Consider the following 23283-nt stretch of genomic DNA (forward strand, 5'->3'; position numbering starts at 1 on the left):
CGGGTCCGGATCAGTGGTCGGCCGCGGCTGCCTGGTGGCCGCGCATCATGTCGCCCAGCGCGACCACGACCTTCCGCGGCCCGACGAAGGGGCGACGGGCGTGCGCCACGAGCATGTTGTCGGTGACGAGTACGTCACCCTCCTGCCAGGTGAAGACCAGCGCTTCACGGTCCATCACCTCGCGGACCTCGGCGACCACCTCGTCGGGTATCGCGGCACCGTCGCCCCAGGAGACGTTCCTGGGCAGACCGGCCTCGCCGTAGAGGGATTCCAACGACTGCCGGGTATCGGGGTCGAGGCACGACGGATGATGCAGCGCGAGCTGGTTGAAGAAGACCGTCTCCCCGGTGCGGGGATGCGCCAGCACGGCGTCGGCGACGCGCCACGTCCGCAGCGTACCGTCGGGCAGCCAGACGAAGCTCTCGCCCGCCTCGGCGCACTTGCGCTCCACCTCCGTGCGGTCCTCCGTGTCGTAGAACCTGGACCAGCTCACATCCACCGTGTCGATGAAGTTGCGGACGTAGCGCAGCTTGCGACGCGTGAACTCCTCGGCCAGCTCCGGACGGAGGCGTTGCAGGACCCGTCGGCAGTCCACGATCGGCGTCTCGCCCCCCGCCTGGGCCGCCACGATGCAGGAGAAGAACTGCCGCATCGGCCAGGTGTGCAGATGCGAGCTCTCGTTGTGGAACAGGATCGAACGATCCTCCGGGTACGGCGTGGACTTGTAGATGCGGTTCGACTCCCCCTCCCGAGGAAGGTCCCCGTAGTCACGGAACAGCGTCGGGCACACGGCCGACGCCACCGCCTCGAACCGGTCCACCGAGCCCTGGTGGAAGCCCCGCAGCAGCACGGCTCCGTACTGGTGCAGCTGGCCGTCGACCACGTCGCGGTTCGTCCGCAGCCAGCCCACGAGGTCAACATCGGGCACGGCCGGCTCCAGTACCAAGGGCGCCCGGGGCAGCCCGGGCAGGAAGGCGGTCCTGACCGGACTGATCCGGCCGATGTCCACCGAACGGCGCCGGGCGTTGCGGAGCGACTGAAGCTTGGTGGTGTGGGAGTTCTGCTCGCTCATCTCTCGCAATCCGCTTTCGGTGTCGCTCTCCACGCGCAGCTCACCGATCCTGGTGTCCGGCGCCTCGGCGGCCTCGCGCAGCAGCTGCACGAGGTTGGTCGCCAACCGGTCGATCGTGGTCGCGTCGAAGAGTTCCGCGTTGTAGACGAAGGTGCCGACGATTCCCTGCGCCTGCTCCTCCATGAACAGGGTCAGGTCGAACTTGGTGTGCAGCGCGTCGACTTCGACGGTCTGCGCGGTGAGCCCGGGCAACGCGAGGGTGATGTTGAGCTTCTGCAGCAGGAACAGCACCTGGAACAACGGCGTATGAGCTCCACTGCGCTCCTGCCGGAGTTCGTCGACGAGCGTCAGGAACGGCAGGTCCTGGTGCGCGTAGGCGTCGAGCGAGGTGACCCTCACGCGCGCGAGAAGCTCCCGGAACGAGGGGTCGCCGTCAAGGTCCGTACGGAGCACCAGGTTGTTGACGAACATCCCGATCATCTGCTCGAACACGGCACGGGTCCGATTGGCCGTCGTGGTCCCGACCGAGATGTCGGTGGTCCGGGCGAGATGTCCCAACAGCACCTTGAAGCCCGTGAGGAGCACCATGAAGAGGGTGGCGCCCTCCTCGCGACCGAGCGCGCCGAGCCGGTCCCCCAACTCCGCCGGCAGCACGAACCGGTGGACCGCGTTGCGGATCCGCTGGGTCTCCGGCCTCGGCCGGTCCGTCGGCAGCCGGAGCAGCTTCGGCGCGCCGGCCAGCTTCCGCCGCCAGTAGCCCAACTGCTCGTCGAAGACCGCGCCGTCGAGCCACCGTCGCTGCCATGCGGCGAAGTCGGCGTACTGGTGGTCGAGCAGCGGCAGCGGCGACTCCTCACCGCGCACGAACGCGGAGTAGAGCGTCACCAGCTCCTCGACCAGCACGCCCAGCGACCAGCCGTCGGAGACGATGTGGTGGATGTTGACGAGCAGGACGTGGTCGGCCGCCCCCACTCTGAGCAGTGCGACCCGGATGAGCGGGCCCCGTTCCAGATCGAACACGCTGCGGGCGTGCTCCTGGGCGAGGTCGTCAATCTCCTCCTCGACGACCTCGCGCACCGGAAGGTCGACCGCGAACTCCTCCTGCACCCGCTGGACCGGTACGCCGTCCGGGGCGTGAACCGTCGTACGGAGCACCTCGTGCCGCTGTACGACCTCGCGCAGCGCCCTCCGAAGCGGTTCCAACTCCAACCGCCCGAGCAGGCGGATGGCCCCGGGAATGTTGTAGGTGGCGCTGGGGCCGTGGAACTGCTCCGCCAGCCACAGGGACTGCTGACCGAAGGAGAGCGGCATCAGGTCGTGCCGTGGCACGCGCAGGAGCGGAATGTCCGGATGCGCCTGCGCCCGGCCCGCCTCCTCCACCTTCCGGGCCAGTCCGGCGGCCGTCGGCACGTCGAAGAGCGCCTTGACGGCCAGGTCGACGGAGAAGCGCCGCCGGATGCGCGCGATCACCTGCGTGGCGAGCAGCGAGTCGCCGCCGAGCCGGTGGAAGTCGTCATCCGGCGCCACGGCGTCGGTGCCGAACAGCTGACGGAAGATGGCGAGGACCCCGTCCTGGACGTTCGCTGCGGCGCCGTCCGCCGTCGTCCCGGCCGCCTGCGGCACCGATCGGCGTCGGTCATCCGCCGACTCGGGGTCCGCCACCGCCTCGGCCAGGATCATCGCACCCGGCCGGCGCAGGGCCGCTCCCAGTGCGGCCGGGTTCCCGTCCGCACTCCAGCGGATCGAGACGACCTCCCCGCCGGCAACGGCGTCGAAGACGCCACCGGCGATCGCGGCACGCAAGGCGCCCGGACGGCCGGTCAGGTCGGCCGGGGGCGAGAAGAGGGCCAGCCTGCGGACGCCGGCCTCCGCTGCGGCCTGCCGCAGCGTCCGGGCCGCCGCGAGGTGCGGAGCAGCCAGGGCCGGCAGATCGGCCGCCGTCCAGTCGGTCGCGGCGTCGTCGCTCGGCAGTTCCGGCCCGTGGACGATGACGTCCACGCGGCCGAACCGGGCGGCGGCGCCGCTCAGGGCCCGCGCGACCTGGGCGGCCGAGGTCGGGTCGGCCCGGACCGGCCACACCTCCGCGCCCAGGGCCTCCAGCTCCCGCACCGCCTCGATGCGCTCGCGGGTGCTGTGCAGCATCGCTTCCGCCCGTCGGGCGAGGTGCGCACCGCGATCCGGGGAGTCGACGGTCGGCTGTTGCTGGGCAAGTACCAGACCGTAGTCGGTGACGCCTCGGGCAGCGCCCTCCCGTGGGAAGGACACCACGTCCGCGAACGGCTGCTCCCGCAACACCCGGTCCCAGGAGTCCAGCGGCACCAGCGGCGACCCGGTCCGGACCTCCTCGTCCTCGAAGAGCCACCACCCTTCGGCGAGACCCCAGAGCAGCTCGACCCAGCGCAGCGAGACCACGGCCTCGACCAGGCACAGCAGTCCGTCCGGAGCGAGCAACCCGCGCAGGTTCTCGACGGTGTGCGCGATCCGCGGCGTCGCGTGGACCACGTCGAAGCCGATCACGGCATCGTAGGAATGCGGTTCCAGGCCCTGCGAGGACGGGCTCTCGGTGATGTCGAAGACCCGGCAGTCCAGCTCGGCGAAACCGCAGCCTGCCCCCCATCGCCGAGCCCGCCGGACGAAGGAGCCACCGAGATCGGTGAAGCAGTACTCAACCTCACGCCCGTGCAGCGCCTGGCCGACGATCCGGGTCAGCTGTCCGTTGCCACCGCCGACCTCGAGCACCCGCAGGGGCCTCCCTTCGACCGAGTCGGCGAGCTTCGCCAGCACGCGTCCGAGCAGCTCGGCATAGACGCGGTAGTTGCTGGCGTCGATCAGCACGCGGAACGCGTGCTCCAGCCGCGTGGGATCTCCGTTCGGAAAGAGCACCCCGACCGCGTCGGCGTCGCCGCTGAGCGCCGCCGGGAAGTTGCGCACGCAGTGGTCGAGGAACGACAGCGTCGGTTCGAACCCGGGCAATTGCGTGGCGGCCCACTCGGAGTCGAACAGCTCGACCTGCTCGGGGCCGAGCAGGATCTCGACTCGGTCGTCGGTGCAACGGACCACCCCGTCCTCGTGCAGCACGCGGAGGAAGAAGTCGAGGAACCTCCGGAAGGCGGGCCGCAGGCGCATGCGTTCGGCGATCTCCGCGCGCCGGTGCACCACACCGGCCCGCAGATCGACGCCGGCGTCCCGCAGGGTCCGGTAGACGTGGCTGCCGCAGAGTCGGTTCAGGACCTCGCCGACCTCGTCCCGGTCCCAGCCGGAGCCCGCGGCCGCGCCGAGCTCCCATTCGAACGCGGCGATTCCGGCCGCTTCGCGGTCCAGGCCGAACGCACTCCCGCTCCCGGACACCGAGGCCAACGCGAGCTCCGGTCCGGTCATGTCGTCGAACCAGACCGGCCACTGGGCCTCGGGCGGCAGCGGCCGCCTGTCCATCAGCGCGAGCCGGGCCCCGGGCTGCTCGGCCAGCTGCCGGGCGAGGACCCGAGACGCTCCGGCCTGCCCCTCGGTGAGCAGGTAGCTCCGGCCGGAGACGGCGGCCCCGGCTGGCAGCTCCTCGTAGGACTCGGTGTGGCGCACGCCCGCGCGGAACGCGACGACCGGCCGACTCACGCCGTTGAGAAGCTCGCGGACGATCCCGTCGACCGCCGACCTCAGCTGATCGTCCACGTCGAAGCAGACGACCCGCAGTTCAGGGCGGTCGGCTGCCAGCGCGCGGGAGAAACCGGCCAGGACGGCCCGGTCCGGCGACGGCTCGTCGCCCTCGACGATCCCCAGCATTCCGTCCGCGACGAGCGCCAGCTGGATCTCCTCGTCCTCCGCGTGTGCGAGCAGCTCCTCGACCCACACGCCCGCCTGCCGCAGCTCGTCGAGCACCGTCGCCCCGTGTGCCGTGGCCGTTCCACGCCCGCACTCCAGCACGATGCGGTCCGGCAGCCGGCCCCGCGTCCGCAGGGCACTCAGCAGCGCCGCCACGTCCTCGGGACGCGCCGGGTCGAGGACGTAGCCTCCATCCTGCTCGGAGAACACCGCACCGCGACGTGCCCGGACCAGGCTCGCGCCCTCCTTCTCCAGGCGATCGGTCAACTCCTGTCCGATCTCGTCGCCGGCCACGACCAGCCAGGTGCCGGACTGCTCCGGGGCGGCCTCCGGAGCCTGACGCGGCGCGGGAGTCCAGCGACGGAGCCATCCCTGGGCCTGCACGGCTCCGTCGGCCGCAGCCGTGAGGGGGTGCGGTGCCGATGTCGTGACGGCTGCGGTGGCGGGGTCGATCCAGTGCCGCTCCCGCTCGAACGGGTAGCCGGGCAAGGGCACCCGGTGGCGACGCTGACCGGCCCAGAAGCCCTCCCAGTCCACCGACACGCCGGCACAGTACAACGCACCCAGGGCCGACAGCACGGCCCCGGCGTCCGTGCCGTCCTCGCCCACGCCCCGCCCGGAGGCGATCGCCTGCCGGGCCGGCACGCCGTTGCGGCGGACCATCGACGTGAGCGTCCGCCCCGGGCCGACCTCGAGGAAGACCTCTGCCCCGTACTCACCGGCCGTGCGGACCGCATCGGCGAAGCGGACGGTGCCGCGAAGCTGCCGCGCCCAGTACACCGGCGAGCGGATCTCCCCGGCCGTGAGCACCTGGCCGGTCAGGCAGGACACGATCGGAATCTGCGGCACGCCCAGGTCGAAGCGGGCCACGGTCTTCTCGAAGCGGCGCACCACGACGTCCGACATGGCGGAGTGGAAGGCATGGGAGGTGCGCAGCCGGCGGTGGTCGACGCCCAGGGCGGAGAGCTGGCGCTCCAACTCCTCGATCGCCGGGTACGGGCCGGAGGCCACGCACTGCCGCGGGCCGTTCACCGCTGCCAGCGAACACCCGCCCAGCATCGGTTCCAGGGCCTGCTCGTCCAGCGAAACGGCCAGCATGGCACCGCCGGGAACCTCGTTCATCAGCCTCGCGCGCTCGATGACCAGGTCGAGCGCGTCCTCCAACCGGAAGACGCCGGCCAGCGTCGCCGCCACGTACTCGCCGAGGCTGTGCCCCACGAGCACCGAGGGACGGACACCCCACGCCTGCCAGAGCCGAGCGACGGCCAGGGACACGGTGAACAGGGCCGGCTGGGTCAACCAGGTCTGGTCCAGTCGCTCCCGGGCCTGCTCCTCGTCGGTGGCCCCCGGCCAGATCACCTGGCGCAGATCCACACCGAGCGGGCCGGCTGCGAGCTCCGCGCACCGGTCGACGACCTCACGGAAGACCGGCTCACCGGCGAACACGTCGGCCAGCATCCTCAGCTGCTGGGCACCCTGACCGGGCATCAGGAACGCGACGCCGGGAGCGTCCGCCGCGAGCCCGGACAGCAGCTCCGCGGGGCGTGATCCGTCCAGCGCCCCGATCGCCCCGGCGTGGTCCCGGCACACGAGGGCACGACGGTGCGCGTGACCCCGGCGACCGCTGCTGAGCGTGAACGCGAGGTCGGGCAGCGGCGTACCCGGGTCCGCCCGGAGCGCCTCCGCCAGCTCGGCGCTCAACCGCTCCAGCGCCTCGGGCGAGCGCGCCGAGACGACGAGGAGTTGCTCCTCCCGGGACGGCCCCGAGGCGGCCCGGTCGGGCGCCTCTTCCAGCACGACGTGGGCGTTCGTACCGCCGATGCCGAACGAACTGACCCCGGCACGCCGCGGTGCCCCCTCGGGCGCGGGCCAGGGTCGCAGCTCGGTGTTCACGTAGAACGGGCTGCGTGCGAAGTCGATGGACGGGTTGGGCTGCACGAAGTTGAGGCTCGGCGGGAGCTGGCGGTGCCGCAGCGCTTGAACCGTCTTGATCAGTCCGGCGACCCCCGCGGCCACGTCGAGATGACCGACGTTGGTCTTCAGCGAGCCGATGGCGCAGTACTGGCGACGGTCGGTGTGCTCCTGGAACGCCCGGGTGAGGCCGGCGAGCTCGATCGGATCGCCCAGCACCGTGCCGGTGCCGTGCGCCTCCACGTAGCCGACGGTGTCCGGCGAGACCTCGGCGAAGGCGAGCGCCTCGCCGATCACCGCGGCCTGCCCGCCCACGCTCGGTGCGGTGAAGCCGGCCTTCGCCGCGCCGTCGTTGTTCACCGCCGATCCACGGATGACGGCGAGCACGTTGTCGCCGTCGGCGACCGCCTCGGACAGGCGCTTGAGCAGCACCAGCCCGACCCCGCTGCCGAAGCGCGTCCCTGCGGCGGCCGCGTCGAAGGCCCGGCAGTGTCCGTCCGGGGAGTGGATGCCTCCCTCCTCGTACTGGTAGCCGACACCGTTCGGCAGCACCGCGCCGGCACCGCCGGCGACGGCGAGGTCGCACTCGTAGCCCAGCAACGCCCGGCATGCCTGGTGCACGGCGACGAGGGAGGTCGAGCACGCCGTGTCGACCCCGACGCTCGGGCCGGTGAGGTCGAACTTGTGCGAGATCCGGGTCGGGGCGAAGCCCTTGTCCGTGGCGAAGAAGATCCGTTGCATACCGACCTGCTCGATGAGCTCCGGACGGCCGAGCAGGTTGTTCACCAGGTAGGAGGGGAAGCCGACACCGACGTAGACCCCGGTGGTGGTGTCCAGGGTCTCCGGGTTGTAGCCGGCGTTGTCGAACAGGGCCTGGGTGCCCTCCAGCAGCATGCGGTGCTGGGGGTCGAGCACCGCCGCCTCCATCGGCGTCAGTCCGAACAGGCCCGCGTCGAACCGGTCCAGACCGTCGAGCACCGTGGCCGCCCTGACGTACCGGGGGTCGCGGAACTGCTCCTCCGCAACCCCGGCGGCGAGCAACTCCTCGTCCGTGAGCCAGGTGACGGACTCGATCCCGTCCGCGATGTTGCGCCAGAAGCGGTCGGGATCACCAGCGCCCGGGAACCGGCCGGCCATGCCGATGACCGCGATGTGCTGAATGTCGTCGATCCTGTGTTCACTCACGGGTTGTGCCTCCTGCGCTGCTGCCGTCGGACGGCGGCCCTCTGCTTGCCCGCCCGGTCGTCGACCCGCTCGCGCTCGGTGCCGGCTGCTCCGCCGTCCGAGCCCAGACGGCCGGCCAGCGCGGCGATGGTCGGGTAGGTGAAGATGTCGACGAGCTCGATCGGGCCGAGACCGACGCCGCCGATGCGGGCGTGCAACTTGGCGGCGAGCACGGAGTGGCCGCCGATCTCGAAGAAGTTCTCGTTCACGCCCACCGAGTCCCGTTCCAGCAGCTCGGTCCAGATCCGCTGCAGCGAGCTCTCGACGTGGTTGCGCGGCGCCACGTACTCGGCCGGTGCTGCCGAGGGCGCCTCGGCCGCGAGCCGGACCAGGGCCTTGCGGTCCGTCTTGCCGTTCAAGGTCAGCGGCAGGCTGTCGCGTTCGACGAACCGCGAGGGCACCATGTGGGCGGGCAGCAGGCCACGGACATACGTCCGCACGCCGGCCTCGTCGCACGCCGTACCCGCCCGGGGAACGACGAAGGCGACCAGCAGGGTGTCGCCGTCCCGGGACTGCGGGGCGACCACGGCACACTCGGCCACCTCCGGGTGCGCGCCGAGCACCGCCTCGATCTCACCCGTCTCGATACGGAACCCCCGCACCTTGACCTGGTGGTCGAGTCGGCCGAGGAACTCCAGCCGCCCGGCACCGAGCGGGCGCACCAGGTCACCGGTGCGGTACATGCGCGCACCCGGCAGATCCGAGAAGGGATCGGGCAGGAACTGCTCCGCGGTCAGTCCAGGCCTGCCCCAGTAGCCGCGTGCCACACCCGCGCCGCCGATGAAGAGCTCACCGGCTACCCCGGGCGGCACCGGCCGCAGATGACGGTCGAGCACGTGGAGGGTGGTGTTGGCCAGAGCACCGCCGACGGTGATCCGGCCCGCCTCGCCGGCCTCCAGCGGCTGCACCGCCGACCACACGGTCGTCTCGGTCGGTCCGTACATGTTGAAGAGCTGCTCGACACCGGCCTGGCGGAGCCGTTCCGCCAGGTCGGGCGGTACGGCATCACCGCCCACCAGGACCGTGCGGAGCGAGCCGAGGCAGTCGGCGCGCTCCTCCAGCAGTACGCGCGCGTAGGCCGGAGTGCACTGAAGGTGCGTCACCTGGTGCCGGTCCAAGGAGGCCGCCACACCCTCGGAATCAGCGGGTTCCAGCAGCCGCCGTACACTGGCCAGATGCGGCAACGTCGACAGCGCGAGTTCGTCGTCGACCCCGAAGTCGACGAGGCAGGCGATCTCGTCGACGCCCGCGCCGGCGAGATCGCCGACCATGGTGGCGCAGTGCTCCGGTGTGCCGAACAGCGCGCTGCTGCCCGCGAAACGCTCGTACGCGTGCTCGACGATCAACTCCCGGTGGAGAACCGGATCCAGCCCGAGCCCCTTGGCCAGACCTTGCATGAGGTCGATCGAGCTGCGCAGGTAGTTCTTGAAGGGCTCCCTGACCACCTCACGCACCACGTCCGGATCCGGGTGGACGAAGGTGTGCAGCATCAGTGTCACCACGCCCTCGTCGTGCCCCGCCGCAGCTCGGGCCGCACGGTACACACCGATCTTGCGAGCCAGCTCCTGAACGTTCTGCCCCAGCAGATGGGTGAGCAGGTTGACCCCGGCCGCACCCGCCAGACGGAACGTCTCCTCGCTCCCGGCGGCAGTGGCCCAGACCGGAAGCTCGGGCTGGACCGGTCGCGGCAGCGTGGCCACCTCCACCTCGGCGCCGAGCCCGTTCGCCCTGCGCACGGTGTCGCCGCGCCACAGACTGCGCACGGTCTCGATGTCCTCCCACAGCCGCTCCCGGCGGTCGGCGAACCGGTCCGGGGCCAGCACGAAGTCGTCGGGCTGCCAGCCGGAGGCGAACGAGAGTCCGACCCGCCCGTCGGAGAGGTTGTCGACGGCCGCCCACTCCTCGGCGACCCGCAGCGGGTCCTGCAAGGGCAGCACGACGCTGCCCGCCCTCAGCGCGACACGCTCGGTCACCGCCGCGACGGCACCGGCCAGCACGGACGGGTTGGGGAACGAACCGCCGAAGGCATGGAAGTGCCGCTCCGGCAGCCACACCGAGCGCAGTCCGTTGGCGTCGGCGAACCGCGCTCCTTCGAGCAGCATGCGGTAGACGTCACGCCCACGGCGTTCGCCGGAGTCCGAGGCGAAGTAGAACAAGCTGAAATCGACCGGCCTCGACGGCGCGGAGCCGCTCGACCGGGTGTGCGGCGCGGGGGCCGACCACCGGTCCGTCTCCACGACCACGCGGTACCCGCGGCACAAGGTCCACAGCAACTCGACGACCGAGATGTCGAAGCAGACGCTCGTCACGGCCAGCCACGTCGGCTGTGAGTCCGCCTGCCGCTCGCCCACCGAAAGATCCATCCCGGCCAACAGATTGGCGACGTTCCGCCGAGTGACCATGACCCCCTTCGGTCGACCGGTCGACCCCGAGGTGTAGAGGAGGTAGGCGAGCGCGCTCTCCGGGACGGCCCCCGGCGACTCCGACGCGCCATCGGCGGCCTCGTGTTCGGCCGCCTCGCGGGCGAGCACGTCCAAGGCGACGGTCTCCCCCGCGTACTCGCGGAGGGCCTGCGCCCCGGCCCGGTCGACGAGGGACAGGGCTATCCCGCTGTCCTCGGCCATGTAGCCGAGGCGATCGGCCGGGTACTCCGGGTCCAACGGCACGTAGGCCCCGCCGGCCCGGGCCACGGCCAGCATGGCCACCACCAGATCGACCGAGCGCTCGGCGCACAGGCCGACGCGCACCTCCGCACGGACCCCACGCCCCCGCAGCGCCGCGGCCGTGCGATCCACCCGCCGGCCCAACGCGCGGTAGGTGAGCGACTGCTCACCACAGACCAGCGCGACCGCGTCCGGGGTCCTCCGCACCTGGGCGTCGAACTGGTCGGGCCAGGACAGCCCGGTCAGCTCCACCGTCGGCCCGCCGGCCTCCGCGTGCAGGGCCCGTTCAGCGGCGTACGACAACACCGGCAACGTCGAGACGCGCCGGTCCGGATCGGCGGCGACTGAGTCCAGCAGGCTCAGGAAGCCCTCGGCCAACCGCGCCGCGGTCGTCGGCTCGAAGAGGTCGAGGTTGTAGGTCCAGGTACAGACGTAGCGCCCGCCGGTCTCCTGTACCGCCAGAACCAGGTCGTAAGGGGCTCCACGCTGTCCGGAGGCGGCCAGCGGCTCGATCGGCAGCGCAGGGCGACCGGCCCTCGCCTGCTGCCAGACGTACATCACCTGGAAGTACGGCGAACGACGGGGGTCCCGCTCCGGATTCAGGTGCTCGACCAGCAGCGGGAAGGGGTACGGGTGGTCGAGCGCCCTCAGCAGCGTGTGCCTCGTCCGCCCAAGCAATCCCGTGAAGCCGGGATCGTCGCCGAGCCGGGTGCGCACGACGACCGGGTCGGCGAAGAAGCCGACCGTGTCCTCCGTACCGGGCGTGTGCCGGTTGGCGGCCGGGGTCCCGACCACGATGTCGTCGGATCCGGTGTGCTTCTGCAGCAGCACCTGGAGGGCGGACAGAAACAGCATGTTCGGCGTGGCGTCGGCTTCACGAGCGATCCGTCCGAGGGCGGCGCTGAGGCCGGGCTCCAGAACCAGCGTCAGGCGCCCACCGCCGAACGTCTGCAGGGACGGGCGAGGACGGTCGAACGGCAGTCGTACATCGGGGAGGTCGGCGAGTTGGTCACGCCAGAAGTCCAGGCTCCTCGACGCGTCCGGACCGGACAACCACCGTTGCTCGCGTCGCACCTGCCGCGCGAAACCCTCCTCGTCCGGACCGGCCGCCGGCGCAGCCGTGCCGGCCCGGTAGGTGGCGAGCCACTCCTCGGTGATCACATCGATGGAGCGCAGGTCCGCCGCGATGTGGTGCAGCACCAGCACCACGACCGGACGCTCGTCATCCGGGCCGGTCCGGACGAGCGCCGCCCGCAGCGGCACGTGCCGTTCGAGATCGAATGGGAGGTCGGCGAACCCCTCGGCGACCTCCTCCGCGAGCTCGGACGCCGTGGTCTCCTCCCGGAGAACCGACTCGGGGACCTCACGGACCCGCTGCCGCGGCTCGCCGTCGTTCCAGAGAAAGCTCGTGCGGAGGATCGCATGACGATCCATCACCGCTCGGAGGGCGGCGTCCAGTCGCACGGCGTCGAGCACCTCGTCGGCGCGGAAGACGAGGGCCAGGTTGTAGGCGACGCTGTCCGGGGTGAGCCGCTGGTGCAGGAGCAGGCTGCGCTGACCGGCGGTGAGCAGGCCGGTCGAGTCCGGTCCGGCCTGCCGACGGAGCTGCGCCACAATCTCGTCCCGGCGCTCCCGCACCCGGGCGAGCAGATCCGACGTCAACAGCTCTTGCGGCCCCCGGCACTGAAGTCGGTCGTCCTCCAGGAAGAGCCGGATCCCCAGCGCCTCCGCCTCAGCCATGAACCCGCGGACGTCCTCGACCATCGCCGCTCTCATCTCCCCGTACTCGGCCATCAGCCCAGGTCCACCTGGATGTCCACGCTCCCGCGCCGCGGTGCGTGCGCGGTGGAGCGCAGCAGGGCGGCGCACTCCGCCACCGTGTGGACGGTCGCCAGGTCGGCCAGCGTCAGCCGGTACCCGAGACGCCCGTCGAGATCCGCCAGGAGCCGGGCAGCCTTCAAGGAATCACCGCCGAGTTCGAAGAACCGGTCGCGCAGACCCACGCGCTCGATCTCCAGGACCCTGCTCCACGCGTCCGCCACCGCCTGCTCGATCTCGTCCCGCGGAGCCTCGTAGGCGGCCCGGGCCCGGTCCTCGGGTGAGTACTCGCCGGACAGGTACGCGGCGCGCACAGCAGACCGCTGCAGCTTCCCGCTGGAGGTGCGCCGAATACCGCCGCGCGGCACGAGGACCACCTCTCGAACGGCCACCGAGTGGTGCTCGCCGACTCGTTCCCGCACCGCCGCGGCGATGGCCCGGCGCTGTTCCGGGGCGATACGCCCGGCCGCCTCCAGCGCCAGCACCAGTTCCTCACCGCGGTCGCCGCCGACCGAGAACGCCACGCACCGTCCGCTGCGAACGGCGGGGTGCGCCTCCTCCGCGGTCCGCTCCAGGTCGTGCGGGTAGTGGTTGCGCCCGTGCAGCACGATGAGGTCCTTGACCCGACCGGTGACGAACAACCCGTCCGGTCCCGCGAATCCGAGATCACCGGTACGCAGGAACGGGCCCTGACCCGTTGCGAGGCTGCTGCGGAAGACGAACTCGGTCTCCTTCTCCTTGCCCCAGTACCCCTGCGCCACGCTGGGCCCGCTGACCCAGATCTCGCCCACGGTGCCCGAGGGCACGGGCATCCGCCGGACCGGGTCGACGATCTCGACGCGCTGACCGGGATCGGCACTCGGGCCGCATCCCACGATCGTCCGGGCCGCACCGTCCGCCACCGCCTCGCGCACCCGGTGGCATTCCAGCTCCGCCGGGTCCAGCCGGGCCAGGCTCGCACCTCCTGGCTGCGCCGCCACCACGAGCGTGTTCTCCGCCAACCCGAAGGAGGGGTAGAAGGCGTCACGACGAAAACCCGCCGGGGCGAAGGCCCGGGCGAATCGCTCCAGCGTCGCGGCGTGCACCGGCTCGGCACCGGAGATCGCCACTCGCCAATGGCTCAGATCCAAGCCGCGTACCGCGTCCCGATCGGCCTCGGCGGCCCGGGCGGCCATTTCGTAGCCGAAATTCGGAGCCGCACTGACGTATCCCTGGTAGCGGGACATCGCGCTCACCCAGCGCAACGGGTCACGGAGAAATGCGAACGGCGCCATCAGGTGTGCGCGCCCGCCGCAGTAGAGCGCCATCATGATTCCGCCGATAAGGCCCATGTCATGGTAGGGCGGGATCCAGAACACGCCGTTCATCCGCCCGGCGATACCGTAGGCGTCCCGCCCGGCCCGCAAGTTCTCCAGCAGGTTCCGGTGCGACAGCATCACGCCTTTCGGCTGCCCGGTCGACCCGGAGGTGTACTGGAGCGCGGCCAGGTCCTCGGGATCGGTGCCCGGTTCGGTCCAGGCGTCGGCCCACTCGGGGGGAACCGAAGAGGAGACGATCCACTCCACCCCCGCAACCGCATCCCGCAGCGAACTGCCCGACACCCCGGCGAGTTCGTCGACCAGGACACAGCGCGGCGCCGCGTCGGCGACGATCGCCCGCACCCGCTCAAGGCCGCGGTTGAGCTTGGTCGCCTCCGGCGGATAGGCCGGCACCACGACCGTACCCGCCAGCAGGCTCCCGAAGATCCCGACCACGTAGTCCGGCCCCGGCTGATTCAGCACCAGCACCCGATCGCCGGGGCCCGCGTGGCGCTGGATCCGCGCGGCGACGGCCCTGGACCGGCGTTCGAGTTCACGATTCGTCAGCGGTTGTTCGTTCCAGTTCCTCCGATCGGCGAAGCCGTCGAGGAAGGCATAGGTGACACCATCGGGATCGTGCTCCGCACGCCATCGGAGCAGGCCCCCCAGATCGCGCACCATGGGACCGGAACTCTGCTCCGACACGGCCTTGCCCCTTCCTGAAGACGCCATTGCCGGTCAGGCTATCGACGCCCGCTGAAGCGTCCGTGAGATTCCACTGCGGATCAGTGAAGCGCCACTGCGCGACCGCAGGTCGGCGGGCTTCACTCGCTGCCGGCGGCCACCCGAATGTGACGGTGCGCCTGCTCCGTTGTCTGACAGGCGACTTGACCCACATCACCGATCCCGGTCGGCGGTTCGGGCTAGCATGACGGACATACTCCCTCGCCAGCCTGCACCGGGGCCTTACGACGCCTCTCGGACTGCACGTTCCTGCCTGCCGCTCCACGGTGTCTCCCGGTCGCGCGGCGGCTTCCCGGCCACTGCCCCGGGTGTGCAACCCCGACGGACTGCCTGGGAGATCATTCCAGTGAGTGACAGAGTCATGACAGAGTGTGGCGATCACATCCACGAGAGGAACGATGTAGTGCTGGGTCGACTCCTGAGTACCTATGCGCGCCCCCATCTCAGCTCTGCTGCGCTGGTCGTGGCCCTTCAACTCATACAGTCCTTCGCTGCGCTCACGCTGCCGGCGCTCAACGCCGACATAGTCGACAACGGCGTGGCCAAGGGTGACGGCAGCTACGTCCTGCGAGTCGGCTCGGTGATGCTCGCTGCCACACTCGTTCAGATCCTGAGCGCGATCTCGGCCTTCCACATCTCCGTGCGGACCGCCGCCGCACTGGGACGCGACCTGCGGGTCGCCGTCTTCCAGCGAGTGCAGGAACTGTCGCTCCGGGAGGTCGGGCGCTTCGGCGCGTCGTCACTCCTCACCCGAACCACCAACGATGTGCAGCAAGTTCAGTCGCTGGTGCTGATGCTCCTCATGATGATGGTGACCGCACCGATCATGGGCGTCGGTGGTGTGCTGATGGCGTTCCACCAAGACGTGCCGATGTCCCTGCTCATCGTGGTGACCCTGACCACGCTCGTCCTCGCCTTCGTCCTGATCCTGCGCAGGATGGGCCCGCTGTCCGCCTCCCAGCAGAAGCTCATCGACCAGGTCAACCGCACGCTGCGCGAGCAGATCGCCGGCATCAGGGTGGTCCGGGCGTTCGTGCGGGACCAGCGGGAAAGCGAACGGTTCGGCGCGGCCAACACCGAGCTGAGGGACATCGGGTTCCGGCTCGGCCGGGTCCAGGCATTCATGAACCCGAGCGTCCTGCTGATCATCGAGTGCTCGAACATCGCGGTCCTGTGGTTCGGCGGCCATCGGGTGCACGCCGGCTCGATGCAGGTCGGCTCGATGCTGGCGCTGCTCAACTACCTGGTGCAGATTCTGCAGGCAGTGCTGCTGGCCACCACGGCCTTTCAGATCGCCCCACGCGCCAGGGCCTGCGCCGAGCGCATTCAGGAGGTGCTGGTCGCCGAGCCCAGCGTCAAGCCGCCACGGATCCCGGTCGTCGAGCTGGAGTCAAGGGGGCTGCTGGAGCTCCGCAACGTCGTCTTCCGCTATCCAGGTGCTGAGCTGCCTGTGCTGCGCGGCGCCGACCTGGTCGCCCGCCCTGGCGAGACCACCGCCATCATCGGTTCCACCGGCAGCGGCAAGTCGACGCTGCTCAGACTGGTGCCCCGGCTGTTCGACGCCGACTCCGGCAGTGCTCGAGTCGGCGGTGTGGACGTGCGCGACCTGGACCCGGGTCTCCTGGCAAGCACGGTGCGCCTCGTCCCCCAGAAGCCTCACCTGTTCTCGGGTACGGTCGCCTCCAATCTTCGCTACGGCGCCCCGGACGTCGGCGACGAACAGCTCTGGCGGGCTCTTGAGGTCGCGCAGGCCCGCGAGTTCGTCGAGGCGCTCCCCGGCGGGCTGGATCATCCGATCACCCAGGGCGGCCGAAACCTCTCCGGAGGCCAGCGGCAACGACTGGCCATCGCCCGCGCTCTGGCTGCCTGTCCGGACATCTACCTTCTCGATGACTGCTTCTCGGCCCTCGACCACGCCACTGACGCAGCCGCGCGGCGAGCCCTGGCGCGTGAGACCGAGAACTCGACGGTCGTCATTGTCGCCCAACGGGTGTCCACCATCCGCGACGCGGATCGCATCGTCGTCCTCGACGAGGGGCAGGTCGTCGGCACCGGCACCCACGCCGAACTGCTCCGCACCAACTCGACCTACCAGGAGATCGTCTCCTCCCAACTCTTCGAGGAGGAAGCCGCGTGAGCACCGCCAACACCGCTGCCCGGGTGACGAAGGGGGCCGACAACAAGCCGCTGGCCTTTCGTCGCTCCGCGCTGCGCCTGCTGGGCACCATGGGGCCGGATCGCCGTCTTGTCGCCTTCGCCCTCCTGGCCGCCGGCACCAGCGCCGCGCTGGCGGTGACCCTCCCCCGGCTGCTCGGCCACGTCACCGACCTGATCGTGACGGGAGTCCCCGGTCAGCGGGGGGTCGATTTCGGCAGAGTCGGCGAGGTGCTGCTGGTCGCCACCAGCGTGGTGCTGACCGCTTCGCTCTTCGCGCTCGCCCGCGGTCGGCTCGCGCAGCGCGCCTCGCAGCTCACGGCTCACCGGCTCCGGTCGGAGTGCCAGGCCAAACTCGCCCGGCTCCCGCTGAGTTACCTCGACGGTCAGCCTCGCGGCGAGGTGCTGTCCCGGGTCACCACTGACGTCGACAACATCGCGCTCACCCTCTGGCAGATCCTCACCCGGCTGATCAACTCGGTGCTCCTCGCGATCGGCGCCCTGACGATCATGCTGTGGATGTCCCCGCTGCTCACGCTCTGTTCGCTGGGAACGATCCCCCTGGCCGCCGTACTGACCAAGTCCTTCGCACGGCGTGCGCGGCCACAAGCCGTCCGCCAGGGGGACGCCGTCGGTGAGCTCAACTCCTATGTCGAAGAGATGTACAGCGGACACGAACTCGTGAGGACGCACGGCGACTCGCAGACCGCGGCCGAGGCGTTCTCCAGGCGCAACGAAGCCGTGTACCAAGCCGGCTACCGCGCCCAGTTCCTGTCCGGAATCATCGGGCCCGCCATCGATTTCATCGGCTATCTCAACTTCGTGGTGGTCGCCGTCCTCGGTGGCCTGCAGCTGTCCTCCGGAGCCATGACGATCGGTTTGCTGCAGGCGTTCATCGGCTACACGCTCCAGTTCAACAACCTCATCGGACAGATGGCCTCGCTGACCAACATCGTCCAGTCCGGGGTCGTCTCCGCCGAGCGAGTCTTCCAGCTGCTGGACAGCGAGGAGCAGGACCCGGATCCGCACTCCCCCGAGCGGCCGCACCGGATCACCGGGCGGGTGGCGTTCGAAAAGGTCTCGTTCAGCTACGAATCGGGCAAGCCGGTCATCGAGGAGCTTTCACTGACTGTCGAACCCGGACAGACCGTCGCCATCGTCGGCCCCACCGGAGCCGGAAAGACCACCCTCGTGAACCTCCTGATGCGGTTCTACGAGACCACGGACGGCAGCATCACACTGGACGCCACCGACATCCGCCTCATGAGCCGGGAGGAGCTGCGTTCCCACATCGGGATGGTGCTGCAGGACACCTGGCTGTTCGCCGGGACGATCGCCGACAACATCTCCTACGGTGTGGCCGGGGCCTCCCGCGAGGAGATCGTCGCCGCCGCTCGGGCCACCCACGCGGACCGGTTCATTCGCACCCTTCCTGATGGCTACGACACCGTTCTGGACGAGGACGGCTCGAACCTCAGCGCGGGCGAGCGGCAGCTCGTGACCATCGCACGCGCCTTTCTGCTCCGCCCCGCTCTGCTCATCCTGGACGAGGCCACCAGCTCGGTGGACACCCGTACCGAGATGCTCTTGCAGCGCGGCTTGGCATCACTGCGAGAGGGCCGCACGAGCTTCGTCATCGCGCACCGGCTGTCGACCATCCGCGACGCCGACACGATCCTGGTCATGGAGGCGGGCCGGATCGTCGAACAGGGAAACCACCACGAGCTGCTGGTCGCGGACGGTTCCTATGCTCAGCTGTTCGCCGCCCAGTTCACCCGCGAGTCGGTCCCGGACTGAGGCAGCCTCGTCGAAGCCGTACTTCATCCCGGCGTAGTGAGATTTCACGGGCACTTCAGTCGGCATCCGTAACGTGTCCGTGGAGCGTAGCCGCCGCGTGCCGGAGAAGGACTCCATTCCTGGACAGCCGAATCCGACATCGAGTCACGGCCTACACCACCCTGCCCCTCAACCCGTCCGACAGCCACTGGTCGCCGGCCACCACCGCGGTCGGCACCCGGGCGCGAGGAGGCGCCCGCGGTGCGTGAAGCCTCGTCGGCACGGAACCACAGCAGGAACAGAAACGAGCATCCAGTGAGGGAGTCGGCTGTGACGTCGATGTACGACCGACCGGAGTCGGTGAGCATGAACTACGTGGAGCCGAGGACGCCGGCCGAGCGGTCGGTGGTGGCGGCGCTCGAGGAGGTGCTGGGAATCAGCCCGGTCGGAGTCGACGACGACTTCTTCGACCTCGGGGGTGACTCCCTGGCGGCCCTTCAGGTGGTGGCGCGGGTGTCCGAGGAGCTCGGCGTCGACCTGCCGCACCAGATCATGCTCGACGCCCCCACGGCGGCTAGCGTGGCCGCCTTCGTCGAGACGTCCGGGGCGACGAAGGAGCGCGGTGCGTCGCTGGTCACCATCCGTGAGGGAGACACGGCCCGAGCGCCGTTCTTCCTGCTGCACCCGGTCGGCGGAAGCGTGTTCTTCTACCGGGAACTGAGCCGGTTCCTGCCCGCGGAGCTACCGATCCTCGGTTTCCAGGCTGCAGGTCTGCGTGACGGGGCCGAGCCCCTGGGCACCGTCGAGGAGCTGGCCACGCGCTACGTGGAAGAGCTGCGCGGGGTACAGCCGACCGGCCCGTACGCGCTCGGCGGAGCGGCCTTCGGAGGTCTGGTGGCGCTGGAGATGGCCCAACGGCTGCGCGCCGAGGGGGAGGCCGTCCGTCTGCTCTCGCTGTTCGACACCCCCGGGCCGGGGCAGATGCCGCCCGACCGGCACGGTGCGCTGACCGACGAGGAGGCCGACGCACTGCTGACCGAGCGCATGGCGGCCGAGGGGCTGGCATCGGTGGACGACACCTACGCCCGCCAGATCTTCGAGGTGTACCGGACCAACGTGAAGGCCCTGCACGCCTACCGGCCAACCCCGTACCCGGGGGAGATCGTCTACTTCCTCGCGCAGGAGCGCCGGGAGGGGATCGACCCGACCCGTCCCGACCAGGCCTGGACCGAGCTGGCCCTGGGCGGGCTGGACACCCGCGTCCTCCCCGGCGACTACAGCGAGATGTTCGGGCCCCGCAACGCCGAGGCCGTCGCCCGGGTGCTGACGACCAGGCTCGGGCTGGACGGGATATCCAATGTCCGATGACGCGGACATCGACTGCGACGTACTGATCATCGGGGCCGGACTCGCCGGGGGCTCGCTGGCCCGCCAGCTGAGCCTTGAGCAGCCCGACCTGGACGTGGTGGTGGTGGACAAGGCCACCGAGTTCCTGCCGGGCATGGACGAGCCGTCCGGGGAGGAGTTCTCCAACTACGCGAACCGTGTGCTGCGCATCGGCCCCTACCTGCGCAAGCACCACCTCGTGAGTTCCGGCATGCGGTACTTCTTCGACTCACCCGGCCGGAATCTGCCGATCGACCGAATGTCCGAGATCGGCGGCCGGACCCCGCACCCCATCCCGACGTACCTGATCGATCGGCCGACGGTCGAGAAGGCCCTGTGCGAGATGAACCGCGAGAAGGGCGTGCGCGTCCTGCTGGGAACCGAGGTGCTGCCCGGCGGGCCGGGCGGTGCGATCTCGCTCGGCGGGGACCACGGGCACCAGGTACGCACCACCGGCGGAACCATCCGGTGCACGTGGCTGGTCGACGCGGCCGGCGAGGAGTCGCCGATCGCCCGCATGCTGGATCTGGCACCGGAGGACGACCGCAACCCGATCGGCGCCGCCTGGGGGCGTTTCGACGGCTGCCTGTCCCTCGACGACCTCGGAAGCAAGCCGTGGCGCGGGCGGGTTCCACACTGGGGCCGCGGTGCGTCGCCGGCGTACTTCATGTACCGCGGCTACTGGATCTGGCTGATGCCGCTGTCCGAGTCGCAGTACAGCATCGGCGTCACGTTCGACCGGCGGCACGTCAGCCCTCCGGTGGCATCCGGCGAGGAGCTGCTCGGTTTCCTCCACGAGCACCGGGCGATCGCTCAGGTCCTCGGGCCGCGTCCGCGGCTGGAGGGCTTCGGGACACAGCGGAGGTTCTCTCGCTTCGCCCGGGAGCAGTTCTCCTTACAGCGTTGGTTCCTGACGGGGAACGCCGGCACCGTGCTCGACCCGATGTTCGCCGCCTCGTCCTGGATGTTCACCGAGAACAACAAGCTGATCGGCGAATTCATCAAGTCCGACCGGGCCGGCCGTACGCACGAGCTACCAGGCATGGTGCACCACTTCCACATCCGGATGCGCAGCCGGTTCAAGAAGCTGCTCAACTCGCCCGGCCACTACCTCTCCCGGGGTTCCTTCGACGCCTGGTCCGCATGGTTCGCCCTGCGCCAGCGGGTCTACTACAACCGCATCGTGCCGGATGCGCTGGAGGACCACCGGATCCTGCTCCACTTCAGCCGCACGCACGGCACGGACTGCCAGTGTGACGAGCAGGTGCTGGCGGGAAAGCTGGCCCGGCTGCTGGAGTCCGCCGATCGGCTCACCGAGGAGTTCGTCGGGCTGATCGACCGTCAGGAGGCCTTCCATGCCCGGAACCAGGGGATGTTCCTGGACTCGCGGTCTTTCGACCAGGACGAGGTTCTGCTCGGCAAGGTCTTCGGTCGGCGCGACTGGACGGCAGAGGTCCCCGCGGACGAACGGACCTACGAGATCTTCTGCCGCACCCTGGTCCGCCGGCTGACCGAACTCTCCGGCAAGTCCTGGGACGAGGCTGGTTTCAAGGCGGCGTTCGCCCCGGACTGGGACAGCCTCCAATCGCTGGAGGAGATGTACCGGGAAGCCGCCGCATGACACCTGATGGATCGGTACGACCGGGCAGAGCAGACAGCGCCGAAGGAGAAGGGGACCATGACTGAGGACGAGACCGACGCCCAGTACCGAGTCGTCGTCAACCACGAGGAACAGTACTCGATCTGGCTCGCCGACCGGGCCAACCCGGACGGCTGGCGGGACGCGGGCCCGTCCGGCTCCCGGGACGAATGCTTGCGGTGGGTCGACGAACACTGGACGGACATGAGGCCGCTGTCCCTGCGTGGCGGCCAGGGACAGCCCTGACCCGATCGGTCCCGATCGGAAACTCTTTCGCAGCCGACCGCCATGTCCCATCGGCTGACCGAGCATCAGTCCTGCATCTCGGGGCAGCCGGACTTCACCGCCGCTCCAGTCGCCGACATTAGGGTGCTTGTCATCTTCCTACGTGAAACGGATGTCGTCGATGAGCATGGAACACGTCGCCGTCGTTGGGCTCGCTCTGCACGTACCGGGTGCCGACAACTACGCCGAGTTCTGGCGGAATCTCGTGGCAGGTACCGAATCGATTTCCCGCCTCAGCGATGACGACGTGATCGCCGTGCACGGAGATCCATCCGTAAGCGAGAATCCTGACCTGGTGAAGGCCGGCGGGGTCCTCGACAGGATCGATCAGTTCGACCCGAGCTATTTCGGCTTCACCGATCGCGAAGCCGAGCTGATGGATCCGCAGCAGCGCATCCTGCTCCAAACGGCGGTCGAGGCGATCGAGGACGCCGGATACAGCACGGCTGGGGAGAAGTCGGCGATCGGTGTGTTCGTCGGAGTGGGCCGCAGCGGCTACGCCATGCACCACCTGATGCCCCGAGCGGATCTGCTCGCGTCGTTCGCACGGCAGATCTCGCTGTTCAACGACAAGGACTACGCGGCCACGCAGATCTCCCACCGGCTCGGTCTGACCGGTCCCAGTATGACGATCTCCACAGCCTGTTCCACGTCCCTCGTCGCGGTGCACCAGGCTTGCAATAGTCTGCTGGGTTTCGAATGCGACACGGCCCTGGCGGGCGGTTCGAGCATCAATGTCCTGCAGAACGGCGGTTACCTGTACCAGGAGGGGAACATCTTCTCCCCCGACGGGCACTGCCGGGCCTTCGATGCCGAAGCACGCGGAACCGTTGGTGGGAGCGGGGTCGGCGTCGTGGTGTTGAAGCGGCTGTCGGACGCGTTGCGTGACGGGGATTCGATCCGGGCCGTGATCCGCGGCTCGGCCGTGAACAACGACGGGTCGGACAAGGTCGGCTTCACCGCACCGAGCGTCAACGGCCAGGCCGCGGTGATCTTCGAGGCCCAGCAAACGGCCGGGGTCGACGCCGGATCGATCGGCTACATCGAGGCGCACGGGACCGCGACATCGCTCGGAGACCCGATCGAGGTCGCCGCGCTGACGGCGGCGTTCCGGGAATCGACCTCGGAGACGGGGTTCTGCGCACTGGGATCGGTGAAGTCGAACATAGGACACCTTGACACCGCCGCCGGCATTGCGGGTTTCATCAAGGCGGTCCTGTGCGTCGAGCGGGGCGTGATCCCCGCGAGTCTCAACTTCCGCTCCCCCAACCCGCGCATCGACTTCGAGAACAGCCCGTTCTTCGTCAACACACACCTGCGCGAATGGTCCGGACCGTCCCCCCGCCGCGCGGGCGTCAGCTCCTTCGGACTCGGCGGAACCAACTGCCACATCGTCCTGGAAGAACCACCCACCACAGCACCCGACCACCCGAACACCGACGACACCACCCCGGGCCACCACGTGGTCCTCGCCTCCGCCAAGACCGCGCGCTCACT

At 69.9% G+C, this 23283-nt stretch carries 9 protein-coding genes; 6 read left to right on the plus strand and 3 right to left on the minus strand.

Annotated features, from left to right (window positions below; translation table 11 throughout):
* Window positions 1-10: 10 nt before the first annotated feature.
* Genes ACFVYI_RS15765 through ACFVYI_RS15775 form a run of 3 tightly spaced genes read right to left on the minus strand, consistent with a single transcriptional unit; the run spans window position 11 to window position 14507 of the window.
* Entirely contained in the window at window positions 11-7984 is a 7974-nt protein-coding gene (locus ACFVYI_RS15765; protein ID WP_387885458.1) for a condensation domain-containing protein, read from the minus strand.
* On the minus strand, window positions 7981-12480 hold the full coding sequence (locus tag ACFVYI_RS15770) for a MupA/Atu3671 family FMN-dependent luciferase-like monooxygenase (protein ID WP_387885460.1): 4500 nt from the start codon (window positions 12478-12480) through the stop codon (window positions 7981-7983). The genes ACFVYI_RS15765 and ACFVYI_RS15770 overlap by 4 nt, the downstream gene beginning before the upstream one ends.
* A complete protein-coding gene (locus ACFVYI_RS15775; protein WP_387885463.1) occupies window positions 12480-14507 on the minus strand; it encodes an AMP-binding protein in 2028 nt (675 codons plus the stop codon). The genes ACFVYI_RS15770 and ACFVYI_RS15775 overlap by 1 nt, the downstream gene beginning before the upstream one ends.
* Window positions 14508-14949: 442 nt before the next feature.
* On the opposite strand from ACFVYI_RS15775, the gene ACFVYI_RS15780 reads away from it, so the two are divergent.
* The 6 genes from ACFVYI_RS15780 to ACFVYI_RS15805 form a co-directional block, all read left to right on the plus strand.
* On the plus strand, window positions 14950-16683 hold the full coding sequence (locus ACFVYI_RS15780) for an ABC transporter ATP-binding protein (protein ID WP_387885466.1): 1734 nt from the start codon (window positions 14950-14952) through the stop codon (window positions 16681-16683).
* Window positions 16680-18497, plus strand: coding sequence for an ABC transporter ATP-binding protein (locus ACFVYI_RS15785; protein ID WP_387885469.1), 1818 nt, complete (start codon window positions 16680-16682; stop codon window positions 18495-18497). The genes ACFVYI_RS15780 and ACFVYI_RS15785 overlap by 4 nt, the downstream gene beginning before the upstream one ends.
* A gap of 318 nt (window positions 18498-18815) precedes the next feature.
* The gene (locus ACFVYI_RS15790; protein ID WP_387885488.1) at window positions 18816-19844 is read left to right on the plus strand and encodes a thioesterase domain-containing protein; all 1029 of its coding nucleotides are present in this window, start codon (window positions 18816-18818) and stop codon (window positions 19842-19844) included.
* A complete protein-coding gene (locus tag ACFVYI_RS15795; protein ID WP_387885472.1) occupies window positions 19834-21483 on the plus strand; it encodes an NAD(P)/FAD-dependent oxidoreductase in 1650 nt (549 codons plus the stop codon). The genes ACFVYI_RS15790 and ACFVYI_RS15795 overlap by 11 nt, the downstream gene beginning before the upstream one ends.
* Window positions 21484-21540: 57 nt before the next feature.
* Window positions 21541-21747: an MbtH family protein gene (locus ACFVYI_RS15800; RefSeq protein ID WP_387885474.1), complete on the plus strand. Its 207-nt coding sequence runs from the start codon at window positions 21541-21543 to the stop codon at window positions 21745-21747.
* Between the two features lie 160 nt (window positions 21748-21907).
* Window positions 21908-23283 (plus strand): type I polyketide synthase (locus ACFVYI_RS15805; protein WP_387885476.1); only part of this gene is annotated, 1376 nt, incomplete at its 3' end.

This window comes from Kitasatospora sp. NPDC058218 (assembly GCF_042882445.1).
Taxonomy (GTDB): Bacteria; Actinomycetota; Actinomycetes; order Streptomycetales; family Streptomycetaceae; genus Kitasatospora.